This is a genomic window from Candidatus Enterovibrio escicola (assembly GCF_002464935.1).
GTDB lineage: Bacteria > Pseudomonadota > Gammaproteobacteria > Enterobacterales > Vibrionaceae > Enterovibrio > Enterovibrio escicola.
On sequence record NZ_NBYY01000034.1, the window covers coordinates 146,580 to 158,914 of the forward strand.

8 protein-coding genes and 7 pseudogenes are annotated in these 12,335 nt (G+C 39.6%); 3 read left to right on the forward strand and 12 right to left on the reverse strand.

Annotated elements, in window-relative coordinates:
- Window positions 1-17 precede the first annotated feature (17 nt).
- Window positions 18-989 (reverse strand): TAXI family TRAP transporter solute-binding subunit, encoded by a 972-nt coding sequence (locus BTN49_RS11385; protein ID WP_097357267.1) that lies wholly within the window; start codon window positions 987-989, stop codon window positions 18-20.
- Window positions 990-1,740: 751 nt separating this feature from the next.
- Complete coding sequence (locus BTN49_RS11390; protein ID WP_150148458.1) at window positions 1,741-1,902, reverse strand: transposase; 162 nt, start codon at window positions 1,900-1,902, stop codon at window positions 1,741-1,743.
- A 99-nt stretch (window positions 1,903-2,001) separates the two neighbouring features.
- On the opposite strand from BTN49_RS11390, the pseudogene BTN49_RS11395 reads away from it, so the two are divergent.
- Window positions 2,002-2,815: pseudogene (locus BTN49_RS11395) on the forward strand (transposase).
- Between the two features lie 342 nt (window positions 2,816-3,157).
- Here BTN49_RS11395 and BTN49_RS11405 read toward each other — a convergent pair.
- The 5 genes and pseudogenes from BTN49_RS11405 to rsmC all read right to left on the reverse strand — a co-directional run.
- Window positions 3,158-3,298, reverse strand: a pseudogene (locus BTN49_RS11405) (IS1 family transposase); the annotation flags it as partial.
- Between the two features lie 57 nt (window positions 3,299-3,355).
- Window positions 3,356-4,275: pseudogene (locus BTN49_RS11410) on the reverse strand (IS5 family transposase).
- A gap of 708 nt (window positions 4,276-4,983) precedes the next feature.
- Window positions 4,984-5,402, reverse strand: a pseudogene (locus tag BTN49_RS22710) (transposase); the annotation flags it as partial.
- A pseudogene (locus BTN49_RS11420) lies at window positions 5,402-6,017 on the reverse strand (IS5 family transposase); the annotation flags it as partial. The pseudogenes BTN49_RS22710 and BTN49_RS11420, both read right to left, overlap by 1 nt.
- Before the next feature lie 106 nt (window positions 6,018-6,123).
- Complete coding sequence (rsmC, locus tag BTN49_RS11425; protein WP_097357271.1) at window positions 6,124-7,182, reverse strand: 16S rRNA (guanine(1207)-N(2))-methyltransferase RsmC; 1,059 nt, start codon at window positions 7,180-7,182, stop codon at window positions 6,124-6,126.
- An 865-nt stretch (window positions 7,183-8,047) separates the two neighbouring features.
- Here rsmC and BTN49_RS19480 point away from each other — a divergent pair.
- Window positions 8,048-8,182 (forward strand): hypothetical protein, encoded by a 135-nt coding sequence (locus BTN49_RS19480; protein ID WP_263364201.1) that lies wholly within the window; start codon window positions 8,048-8,050, stop codon window positions 8,180-8,182.
- Window positions 8,183-8,384: 202 nt separating this feature from the next.
- Here the strand turns inward: BTN49_RS19480 and erpA are convergent, their stop codons facing one another.
- A complete protein-coding gene (erpA, locus tag BTN49_RS11430) occupies window positions 8,385-8,726 on the reverse strand; it encodes an iron-sulfur cluster insertion protein ErpA (RefSeq protein ID WP_097357272.1) in 342 nt (113 codons plus the stop codon).
- Between the two features lie 222 nt (window positions 8,727-8,948).
- Here erpA and hemL point away from each other — a divergent pair, with 222 nt between their 5' ends.
- A complete protein-coding gene (gene hemL, locus BTN49_RS11435; protein WP_097357273.1) occupies window positions 8,949-10,238 on the forward strand; it encodes a glutamate-1-semialdehyde 2,1-aminomutase in 1,290 nt (429 codons plus the stop codon).
- 105 nt (window positions 10,239-10,343) lie between these two features.
- Here hemL and BTN49_RS22715 read toward each other — a convergent pair.
- From BTN49_RS22715 to BTN49_RS13505, 4 genes and pseudogenes are all read right to left on the reverse strand, one after another.
- Window positions 10,344-11,148 (reverse strand): annotated as a pseudogene (locus tag BTN49_RS22715) (IS982 family transposase); the annotation flags it as partial.
- A gap of 76 nt (window positions 11,149-11,224) precedes the next feature.
- Window positions 11,225-11,404: a hypothetical protein gene (locus tag BTN49_RS11450; RefSeq protein WP_097357276.1), complete on the reverse strand. Its 180-nt coding sequence runs from the start codon at window positions 11,402-11,404 to the stop codon at window positions 11,225-11,227.
- Between the two features lie 182 nt (window positions 11,405-11,586).
- Window positions 11,587-11,910, reverse strand: a pseudogene (locus tag BTN49_RS11455) (transposase); the annotation flags it as partial.
- A 62-nt stretch (window positions 11,911-11,972) separates the two neighbouring features.
- Entirely contained in the window at window positions 11,973-12,212 is a 240-nt protein-coding gene (locus BTN49_RS13505) for a hypothetical protein (RefSeq protein WP_146679431.1), read from the reverse strand.
- Between the last annotated feature and the right edge of the window lie 123 nt (window positions 12,213-12,335).

Consider the following 12,335-nt stretch of genomic DNA (forward strand, 5'->3'; position numbering starts at 1 on the left):
TCTTTCGTTAAGCAGTTTTATTGGATAAGACCGACTTCTCTGTAGTACTTCTGTGCACCCCTATGTAATGGGGCTGACAAACCATCAGAAACCATTTCTTCTTTCTTGAGGTTCGTAAAGGCTGGGTGTAAACGGCGAAAATCGTCAAGGTTTTCGAATACTGATTTAACCACGTTATAGATAACTTCTTCTGGGATTTCAGATGAAGAAACGAAGGTTGCACCTACACCAAAGGTAGCCACGTCGTCAGTATTACCTCGGTACATACCACCAAGGATGGTCGCTGAACGGTAGTGATTATTTTCAGACGTTAATTTCTGAGCAGCCACATTGTTTACCTCGACGATCACGCTGTCACAAACCGTTGTTGCTTCTTGGATGGCCCCACTTGGATGGCCAACGGTGTAAACCATAGCATCAATTTTATTGTCACACAGTGCTTTAGATTGTTCACCTGCTTTTAACTCATAAACTTGTTTAAAGTCGTCCATATTCCAGCCCATTTTATCCATAAGTACTCCAACGGTACCATGCTGACCTGAGCCTGGATTACCAATATTGACACGTTTTCCTTTCAGGTCATTAAACGTTTTAATACCTTTTCCTGACTGAGCTACCACGGTAAAGAGTTCAGGGTGAACAGAGAATATTGATCGTAAGTCTTTGAATGACCCTAAATTGGTGAACTTGCTGCTACCGTTATAGGCGTGATACTGCCAGTCAGACTGAACAATAGCCATGTCTAATTTTCCTGCACGGAGGGTATTGATGTTGTAGATAGAGCCACCCGTGCTTTCTACGGAACAGAGGATGCCATGCTCTTTTATTGATTTGTTGACAAGACGACAAATCGCACCTCCCGTTGGATAGTAAACACCAGTGACACCGCCTGTGCCGATGGTTACAATCTGATTAGCCCGTGCTAGAACAACAGTACCTAAAGCAGCTACAAAGCTTATTGCAACGATAGTGTTTTTTAACACTTTCATATTTTATGTTCCTTGTCGAGGATATGTCTGACTTTTCTGTACGTATTCTCGTCCTGGAGGAAGATTATGGATGCATATTGTTGACTAGCGACTGTTGATTATTTTCTGTATAAAAATAGTTCAGGAATACAACGGCAACTACATTAACATACATGCCTAATCTGTCATTATGTTTAAGCACTGTTAAAAAGCATAATATCTCTAATGGTAGACACCAATATTCTACGACATTGATGGTAATACTAATGAGCCCTACAATTCATGGTATACCTAACCTAAATACCAAGGATATTATCCTGACGTAATTTCATTCCAATTTATCATCTCTAATTAGAATTAGAACGATATTGTTTAATTTGTCTAAAGATGTTTTCTACTAAATTAGTATGCTTATATATAGCAAGTAGTTTATACCACTTTTATCGATATTTTGCCCATAATTTCGTTTAGTAATGACAGTATTTCCACCTTTAAACTCTACATGTTCTCTGAATGACGAGCTGTCGTAACCTTTAACAAGAACTATCGTATTGACTTTGTCAAGATGGTCTACAAGACTTTTGCATAAACAATAACGTACATCTATCCTTCTAATAACTAAAAGTAGATAGTCAATCCGCCACTATCTACGACAAGATGAATCTTTATCAAATTACCACCTAAGCTTTTTCCTATTTGCCCATAGTTGAAAATCGATACCCCTGTCTTGTGTAGATGTACTCAGAAAAATTCAACCCTCAATAAAAACCAATTAAGAGTCAGCCATTTTAGATAACTGTTTGGAAAGTTTTACTAAAATTTCCATTTTCTGCCAAAAATTAAATCGTCGACACACACTACGCCACTCTCCAAATAAACGTGGTAAAGCTCGCCATGGAATATCCGTTATCATCTGATAGATAAATACATTCAAAAGTTATTTTTTATTCTGGCTACGCATAAGAAATAAACTAAATACCAAAGTCGCGATCTGATCGCTTAAAAAACTATTGCCTACATAAGGAATTGGGCATTGAATAACTTAGACACTATTTTCGTCGATGTAGACGATTTCTGCCAAACTTTCCTCCCTACATGGAAAAAACACCTAATTTCTTCCGGTATCAAACAAAGAAATAAGCCTTTTCGCCTCTCAGTTAGCGAAGTGATGACGATAGTGATAGCTTTTCATCAATCGGGGTATCGGGACTTTAAAACTTATTACATCCACTTTGTTTGCCACTACCTCACCAACGTGTTTCCTGAATTAGTCAGTTACACGCGAATACTCAAGCTCATGCAAGGTGTTCTAGTTCCACTTTGTTCTTACCTCACTTACCGTCAGGCAAGGTTGACAGGGATTGCCTTCGTTGATTTGTCCAAGCTATAGGTTTGTCATAACCTACGCATTCTCAGATATCCGATTTTAAAAGGTACCGCGAAGCGAGGAAAAGGAACGATGGGATGGTTCTACGGAGATAAAGGTTATATATCTGGTCCATTGAAGCGGGAACTTGCAGACAAGGGAGTGACACTGATAACGGATGTGAAAAAAGAATATGAAACCAAAAGTGATGAAACCTTGGAACCGCCTGATGCTCCGGCAACCCTTTATTATCGAAACCGTTTTTGACTAGCTAAAAAACATATCCCAAATTGAACATTTTCGGCACCGGAGTTGTATCAGCTTTACGGTCAACTTAACGATGGGGATTATTGCGTATTCATTTCAACCAAATAAGTCAAACTTCAAGATAATTCAGCTTGATAAGCAACGCCATTCGTCATTTAAAATACACAGGTATTATATCTTAAGCCGCCATCAAATACTCTACAAACATCGTTAGGAAAGCAATACCAACAACTCACCCTAGCACGTATATCGAGGATATGTTCTATCTTAACAATTTTCTCATTACTGACCTAGTTGAAATCAATTCCCTTGGATAAAAATCGCCTTACCAGACCATTGATCTGCTCATTTAATTCCCAATCACTTAACCGATGAGGTTTGGCAAAATAGAAATTAGCGTCTGTGATTTTAGCAACCTCTTCATAACCGGCGAATTTTATATCGTTGTCTGACATGATGGTTTTGGAGTCATGGAAGGTGGAATTTACAATTATCAATAAACGTGTCCACCACCGTACCAGACTGCTGGTCATGTATTCAATAAATTGATTATAGTTTAAAGGTAATACTCACGTTCAATGAATGTATTGATCACTTTGTCGTAAATTTCCGTTGATTTTGAGTATCCAATCGTTTTCCAGTTTAGTCGTTTCAAGCGTGTACGGAGGATTAAATTTTCCCTCTCAATATGTTGTGTAGGTGTTGTTAATTCAATCAAGCCTATAATGCACTGCTCCCTATGTTTTTTGTAGTCTTAATTTGTCTGTTGGCGAACAGGCATACCGAATCCTAGAACCTTGTTCATCGCCTTCACACTTGCCAGCGCTTCACTAACTTGAGCATTGTAATTACGAAGAGCAAGTTTAAGGTTGAGCAACTGTTTCTAGCGAAATATTTCTATCTCTGCTAATGAGCGTTCATTATAACCCCTGTCTTTTTTCCACTCCGCCATTTTGTCCTCGTTTAACGCCTTATATAGCTTCATTTCTAGGATGCCCTTCCTCCCAGTACCCGTATTGCTTCGAGATAGAATAGTGGGCCTTATCTCTTTGTTCTTAAGTACGTGGTAACATGCTCTTGCACCATAGGCTCCATCAGCACTGACTTGCTGTATCTTTCGTCGTAATGGGTTAAGCAATGATAGGTAAAAACCTCATTGTCACCCACAGAAATCAAGCTAACTTCTGCAGCAATAACCTCATGAGTAGATACATCCACGACAAGATGAAGTTTCGCCAGATACGCCTCTTTTACTTACCATGTTTACACATTTGCCATTCAGCTTAATCGTATACTTTGAGGCCTGTGACATCAATAATGACTTGGGCGTCAGATCCTCAACTCGGCAAACGATACTTAACCTTTACGGTCTTCGAACGCTTACTAATGCAGCTGTATGTAGGGGATTTTAGCGGGACATTCATCAACGTAAAAACCGAATTAAGAAAACCTTCTAGTCCACGAAGTGGAAGTTTAAAAATACCTTTCACCATCAGTGCCGTTTTAATCTCAGTATCCGAAAATACAAATCCACGGCCACGATGACAGTGATGCTTTAGATAATGCCATACCTTAATATCAGAGACGTCTATCCAAAATATCACTGAACCACGGTTTACTAATACTTGTATTATATTGTTTCCAGTTGCTGATCTTGTACTTAGCCGTTCCCATCATCACCTCCCGTTTAACTCCATGATGATCTGATCATGGAAATTACGATTAGTTCAAATATTTAGGAAACAACGCCATGTAGGGTAGTAAAGATAAAAAGTTGTTGTATAATCTCTCTGTAAAAAGTTTTATACAATGCCAGTGTGGTGGAATTGGTAGACACAGGGGATCACCACGTGTCTGAAGTCTATAGGCTAAAAAATAAACGAGTCCCCCCGTTGAGTGATTAACGGTGAGAAAAACTGGATGAATTGCTGGAATATCTAAACATATAATGATGTAGACAATCAGCAGCCAAGCTCTCGGAGAGAGAAGGTTCAGAGACTACCTGAGCGACAGCGATGTGGCTTAATAACAGGAAGTAGCTAAGGATTAAAACTTTAGTGAAACAGCGTCCAGCCCCTAGTTATTTAAGGGTGATGATATAGTCCGTCTGCTGTGAAAACAGTTAGATTAAATGTCAAAATCCCCCGCCTTTTGGCGTGACGGTTCGAGTCCGTTCACTGGTACCATTTTCTATGATGACTTATTTTCATAGAGCAATTGATAATTTATCCAACGTATATTATTACTACTTTTCTGATTTTGTTTTGTGTTTCATGTAGGTATCGTTGATTAAACGAGGCCTACAACGAACTGATTACAATATGTTTTATAGTCTTAATTTGTCTGATGGCGAACAGGCATATCGAATCTTAGAACTTTATTCATCACTTTGGGTTTCATATTCTTTTTCACATCCGTTATCAGTATCACTCCCTTGTCTGTAAGTTCCCACTCCAATGAACTAGATATATAATCTTTATCTCCGTAGAACCACCACATCGTTCCTTTTCCTCGCTTCACGGTACCTTTAAAAACCTGATGTCTGAAAATGCGTAGGTTGTGACAAACCTATAGTTTGGACAAATCAACGAAGGCAAGCCCTGTCGGTGAGTGAGGCAAGAGCAAAGCGGAACCAGAACACCTTGCATGAGCTTGAGTATTCACGTGTAGCTGACTAATTCAGGAAATTCGTTGGTGAGGTAGTGGCAAACAAAGTGGATGTAATAGGTTTTAAAGTCTCGATACCACGATTGATGGATAGTTATCACTTCGCTAACTACGAGGAGAAAAGGCTCATTTCTTTATTTTTCAGTACGTGGTGACATGCTTTTGTGTCATAGGATCCATCAGCACTGACTTGCTGTATCTTTCGTCGTGATGGGTTAAGAAATATAGATAAAACCGCATTGTCACCCACAGAAACTAGGCTAACTTCTGCAGCAATAACCTCATGAGTAGACACATCCACGGCAAGATGAAGTTTGCGCTAGATACGGCGCTTCTCCTTACCGTGTTTACGCGGTTTCCATTCAGCTTAATCGTATACTTTGAGGCCTGTGACATCAATAATGACTTGGGCGTCAGATCCTCAACTCAGCAAACGATACTTAACCTTTACGGTCTTCAAACGCTTACTAATCCAGCTGTATGTAGGGGATTTTAGCGGGACATTCATCAACGTAAAAACCGAATTAAGAAAACCTTCTAGTCCACGAAGTGGAAGTTTAAAAATACCTTTCACCATCAGTGCTGTTTCAATCACGGTATCCAAAAATATAAACCCACGATCTTGATGCTTTAGACAATACCATGCCTGAATAGCTAGAGACGTCTATCCAGAAAGTTACTGAGCCACGATTTACTAATGCTTGATGATATTGTTTCCAGTTGCTAATCTTATGCTTGGCCTTTCCCATGATAGCCTCACGCTTAACTCCATGATGATCTGATCGTAACCATATAGATTAGTTCAAATATTTTGGAAACAACGCCATCTGCAGTAGTAGATGGTTTGGTTGCAAATCATACTGACGAACCATTTAATTTATTGAATAAGTAACCACTTTTAGTAGCATGATAAATAGCAAATTTTTTGTTCTTATTTGGTATATAACAATGCCCAAAAGTCCCTTCAATAAATTGGATGTAACGTAGAAATCTATTGGCAACAATCATCAATTGTCCTTTTTTATTCAGGAATGCCGGAGCACCTTCAAGGAAAGTTTCTGTTGCTGTATAGTGGGTTTTTAAACCTACATGGAATGGTGGGTTGCCGATGATGTTGTCAAACTTAGACCCGATAGCACTATAGACGTCAGACGCAAAAACTTCTCCATCAATATTGTTAAACCGCAAGGTCTCTTTCGCCGATGCTACTGCCAGCGCATTAATATCTACCATGGTCACATGGGTGTTTGGATAGCGTTGCTTGATGGCTATACCAATCACTCCCGCACCACACCCAAAATCCAGAACACTACCCTTCAACGGTGGGAGAGTATCTAAAAGTAATTGACTTCCCTTATCCAATGCGCCATAGCTAAATACGCCTGGAAGCGAACGGATGGTCAGTGTGCACCCACTCAATATAAGTGGGTAGTTTATGAACCACTCTTCCAGTACAAAAGGCGCGGGTTCGTGGATACACTGACCCCAGTATAAACTGCAGCGGCGCGCGGTATCGAATTTGTTGACAGTGCCATAAGGAATAAAAATCTTCTCGATACTCCTTACACCGCTTCGGTTTTCTCCCACCACGACAATTTCAATTCCTTTACCCAATATTGCTATCAGCATAGATAGCAAAAACTCTGCTTCGGCTTTCGCTTTTGGCCAATATAGTAGCACTATATCTATTTTAAAATCGGTACGGTATATGTTACCAAATTGAGTGTTGATTTGTGAGTAACTAGACATTTGGTTGGCGTATGCCAGATTAGTGGTGAAGATATTGACGCTTTTTGCAGATTCGCAAAGCTTTGTAGCGAAGGTATCCTCCAACGCACCGGCTATCAGGATATGCTTATTCTCAAAATACTTAAGTTGACGAGCCACTATTTGGCTTGTGATGCTATAGGACATGCACACTTCTAAGGTTAAAAACGGGAAAACATATTTTTACACAAAGCGTAGTGTTAGGGAATTTCTACGTGGTATGTATTTCTATCAACCTGACGCGTGAGTCGAGAGTCAAGAGATAAACTAAATGCTTAAGTCACAATCTGATCGTTTAAATAGAATAATCCATTGTATAAGGACATTAACATACATAACGCAGATGTTGATATCTTTGATATTAAAGATTTATATAGAGGTAGAGGCCTCACTCCCTAGTTGGAAAAATACCAGATTTCAGGTGTCTAAACAAGCAAGATACCTTCTCATATTTCAGTCAATGAAGTCATGACGATTATTGTATCTTTTCATCAATCTAGCTATAGCGATACTAAATAGTATTAAACACAATTTATCTACCGTTACCTAACAGGTAAATTCCCTGATTTAGTTCGCTATACGAATATGCTTAAGTTAACCTGAGCTGCGCATAAGAAATGAACTAAATTTCCAACTCATTGTGCAGTCAATAGTTTTTTAAACGATTAGATCATCATGGAATTGCGATTAGTTAAGATATTTGAAAACAACGCCTCTCTCCGCCGCAATTAGCCTAGTATCGGTGGGTGACAATGAGATTTTATCTACATTCCTAACCTATTAGAACGGAAGACACAACAAATAAGTGATGACAGAACCTATGGCATAAAAATATGTCACTAAATTCCGAAAAACAAAAGAGTAATGCCCACTATTCCACCACGAAGCAACGCGGGGTACTGGGAAGAAGGATATCCGAGGAATGAAGCACTAGAAGGTATTGAAAGAGGACAAACTGGTGTAGTCTAAACAGGTCGGTGGTCATCACAAACGATCATTATCCGAAACAGCAATGTATCGCTATAAGAAATTGCTCTTCCATAAACTAACTCTTCGTGATTACAATGCTCAAGTTGTTAAAATACTGGCAAAAGCAAAGAACACAGTTATAAAACTCGATATTCCTGTTCGCCAGCAGACAAATTAAGACTGTCTCTGTAACAAGAAAATATCGTATTTTATTGCTTTCCTCACTTTAAACCGAAAGAACAGAAATGCCTAACAAATCGTAAAAATATAATCCCAGTTCAATATAGAGAATAGAAAGTAAGACGCAAAGCCACCTGAATTAACTATTTTATGAATCTTGACTTGATTACTACAAGCTTATCCTTTAGGCCAAATTTGTTTTATACACTGAATGACGCACCACAACCACAGGTTGTCATTGCGTTAGGGTTTTTTACAAGGAAACGGGAACCTTCTAACCCTTCGCTATAATCAATAACCCCACCGATTAAATATTGAGAACTCATAGCATCTACAACCAACGTTACACCAAACTTCTCAATCATCATGTCACCTTCATTTACATTCTCATCGAACGTGAAGCCGTACTGAAAACCGCTGCAACCACCACCTGTAATATACACACGCAGTTTCAGCTTATTATTCTCCTCTTCTTCAATCAGTTTTTTTACCTTGTTCGCCGCCTTTTCAGAGAATTGCAACGGCAAATTCATATTACTCATTTTCACCTCACATACATCTTTTATATTGTTCGTATTATCTAATGTTTGACTAATTAATTTTAGTATTACACATTCTTCCCAGAAATTCGCCAAGCATAATCTTAAGTGCATAATGGCATATTTGTGAGGATAAACGTATAAACAAACTCGCCTGAGTTACTTGCATCTCGTACAATACCAGACGATCTCGAATTGATGAACTAAATAGTCAAGGAAAAAATCATGTCCAAATCATCTGAATTATTCCAACAGGCCTGCAAAATTATTCCTGGCGGTGTAAACTCCCCTGTTCGAGCCTTCATAGGTGTTGGCGGTAGCCCACTTTTCATTGAACGTTCAGACGGTGCTTACATCTATGATGTAGATGGTAATGCGTACATAGACTACGTAGGATCTTGGGGACCAATGATCCTAGGTAATAACCACCCTTCCATCCGTGCGGCACTGATTGAGGCAGCACAAAATGGTCTGAGTTTTGGTGCACCAACAGCCCGAGAAATAACTTTGGCTAAACTGGTAAATCAATTGGTTCCTTCGATGGAAATGGTTCGTATGGTAAATTCAGGCACAGAGGCAACCATGAGCGCAATTCGTTTAGCTCGTGGCTATACCCGTCGTGATAAATTCATCAAATTTGAAGGCTGCTACCATGGTCATGCAGACTGTTTGTTGGTCAAAACTGATTATGGCACACCAACCTTTGGCGAAACAACGTCGCTTGGTATTCCTGTGGATTATGCAAAACACACCCTTAGTTGTATTTTCAACGATCTAGACTCTGTTCGTGCAGTATTTGCACAATACCCAAAAGAGATTTCATGCATCATTGTTGAACCTGTCGCAGGCAACATGAACTGTATTCCACCGCAACCAGGTTTCCATGAAGGTTTGCGCGCACTGTGTGATGAATTTGGTGCGCTTCTTATTTTTGATGAAGTCTTAACAGGTTTCCGCGTGGCTTTGGGTGGTGCTCAAACGTATTACAATATAAAACCTGATCTGACCACACTGGGTAAAGTGATCGGGGGCGGTATGCCTGTAGGGGCATTTGGTGGTCGTCGTGACGTAATGGAATACATTGCGCCAAGTGGTTCTATCTATCAAGCGGGAACGCTATCAGGTAACCCTGTCGCAATGGCTGCAGGTGAAGCTGCACTAACCGAATTGAGAAAAGAAGGTAATGAAACGCATATAACAACCATTACCCAACATTTAGCGGAAGGCTTTAAAGCCATGGCTGACAAACACGGTATACCTCTGGTAGTTAACCAAGTTGGTGGCATGTTTGGTCTTTTCTTTACCGATAAAAACAGTGTCACTTGCTTCTCTGACGTACAGCAATGTGATATTAACAAGTTTAAATACTTCTTCCATCTAATGTTGGCGGAAAATATTTATATGGCTCCATCTGCATTTGAAGCCATATTTACTTCGCTTGCGCATGGCCAGAAGGAACTAACCGCAACACTAGAGGCTGCTGATAAAGCTTTTGCTGCACTAGCAAATAGCTAAAAAACTACATGCAACACTCAACATATTCTACGCTGTGCCAAGTGCACCTCTTTATTCTTACACATGATCTTCATCCTTTGTAACTTATTATTTTCATAATAAACCTCAGATCTGCATAAGCGCTTGCTTATCAAACCTAGTCATCTTGATGCTCGACTTCTTTGGTTGAAATGAATACGCGATAAGCCCCACTATAAGGTTGATATAACTACGGTGCCGAGAATGCTCGATTTGGGATATCTTTTTTAGTTGGTTAAAAACCATTTCAATAATAAATCGTTTCCGAAGCATCAGGTGGTTTCAAGGCTTCATCACTTTTGGTTTCATATTTTTTTACACCCGTTATAAATGCCACTCCCCTGTTTGCAAATTGCCGCCCCAATGGATCCGAGGTATAACCTTTATCTCCGTAAAAACACCCCCAAAGCTCGTCAGCAATTTCTGATACAGACATTCTATCATCCACGTTAGCCGTCGTTATTTTAACTGAGATAATGCCACCTTGGTCATTGATAATAAGGTGTAATTTGAAACCGTAAAACCATCCCATCATTCCTTTTCCTAGCTTCTCGGTACCTTTAAAAACCTGATGTCTGAGAATGCGTAGGTTGTGACAAATCTGTAGGTTGGACAAATCAACGAAGTCAATCCCTGCCGATCTTGCCTAACGGTAAGTGAGGTAAGAGCAAAGCGGAACTAGAACACCTTGCATGAGTTTGAGTATTCGCGTGTAACTGACTAATTCAGAAAACACATTGGTGAGGTAGCGGCAAACAAAGTAGATGTAATAAGTTTTAAAGTCTCGATACCCCGATTGATAAATAGTTATCACTATCATCATCACTTCACTAACTGAGAGGCGCAAAGATTTGTTTTTTTGTTTGAAACCGGAAGAAATTAGGTGTTTTTCCTCCCTATATGGATGTTGTCGATTAAATCAGGCCTATAATGCACTGCTCCCAATCTTTTTTACAGTCTTAATTTGTCTACTGGTGAACAGGCATCCCTAATCTTCCAACTTTGTTTATCGCTTTCACATTTACCAGCGCTTCACCAACTTGAGCATTGTAATTACCAAGAGTAAGATTAGGGCTGAGCAACTGTTTATAGCGGAACAGTGCTGTCTTTACTAATGAACGTTTGTTATAACCCCTGTCATTTTCCACTCCAACAGTTTGTCCTCTTTTAAAGCTCTTACAGTTTTATTTCGAGGATTCCATTCCTCCAGTATCCCTCGTTGCTTGAGAGGTAGAATACTGAGCGTTATTTATTTGTGCTTCAGTGCGTGATGACATGCTCTTGTGTCATAATCTCCATCAGTACTGACTTGCTGCATCTTTCATCGTCATGGGTTAAGCCATATAGGTAAAACCTCATTATCACCCACAAAAACTAGGCTAACTTCTGCAGCAATAACCTCATGAGTAAATACATCAACTGCAAAATTAAGTTTGCGCCAGATACACCGCTTCTCCTTACCGTGTTTACGTGTTTTCCATTCACCTTCGTCGTATACTTTTAGGCCTGTGGCATTAATAACGACGTTGGCGATAGCTCCTAGACTCGGCAAATGGCACTTAACTTTTACGCTCTTCGAGAGATTACTAATGCAGGTGTGTGTAGGGAATTTCAACGGGACATTCATCCACGTAAAAACCAAATTGAGAAAGCCTTATAATCCTAGTTTAGAAGGAAAAATGCACTTCCAACCAGTATCACTGATAAATGCGGATTTTAGTTGCCATTACGACTATGGGTATGGATGAAAACAATGACGGTGATTTCACACACATCGGTCTTAAAGTGCGCCTGAATAAACTCTGATAAGCAGGCTTCCGCTAAGATCATAAACCCAGAATACAAATACTTCTGATTAAAGTGATTATGGAAAGGAATACGAAGTTGCTCAGGCAATGTTAAGACAACTTGCCAATAGTTAACTCTAGGTAACAGGCGGACGCCTATTTTGACCATACTTTCCCGTGCATAACGCTTTCCACATTACGGACAAACTTTCCCCTTACAACTAAAGTTAACTTTATGTTGCCCTTGACCTCAACCCACGAATTGGTAAATAGCAAAGTTATTTTCTGAGTT

Coding starts and splice junctions, on each gene's coding strand:
- BTN49_RS11385 (WP_097357267.1), bottom strand. CDS start 989: ATGAAAGTGTTAAAAAACACTATCGTTGCAATAAGCTTTGTAGCTGCT.
- rsmC (WP_097357271.1), bottom strand. CDS start 7,182: ATGTCCTATAGCATCACAAGCCAAATAGTGGCTCGTCAACTTAAGTAT.
- BTN49_RS19480 (WP_263364201.1), top strand. CDS start 8,048: ATGTATCGCTATAAGAAATTGCTCTTCCATAAACTAACTCTTCGTGAT.
- erpA (WP_097357272.1), bottom strand. CDS start 8,726: ATGAGTAATATGAATTTGCCGTTGCAATTCTCTGAAAAGGCGGCGAAC.
- hemL (WP_097357273.1), top strand. CDS start 8,949: ATGTCCAAATCATCTGAATTATTCCAACAGGCCTGCAAAATTATTCCT.
- BTN49_RS13505 (WP_146679431.1), bottom strand. CDS start 12,212: ATGGTCAAAATAGGCGTCCGCCTGTTACCTAGAGTTAACTATTGGCAA.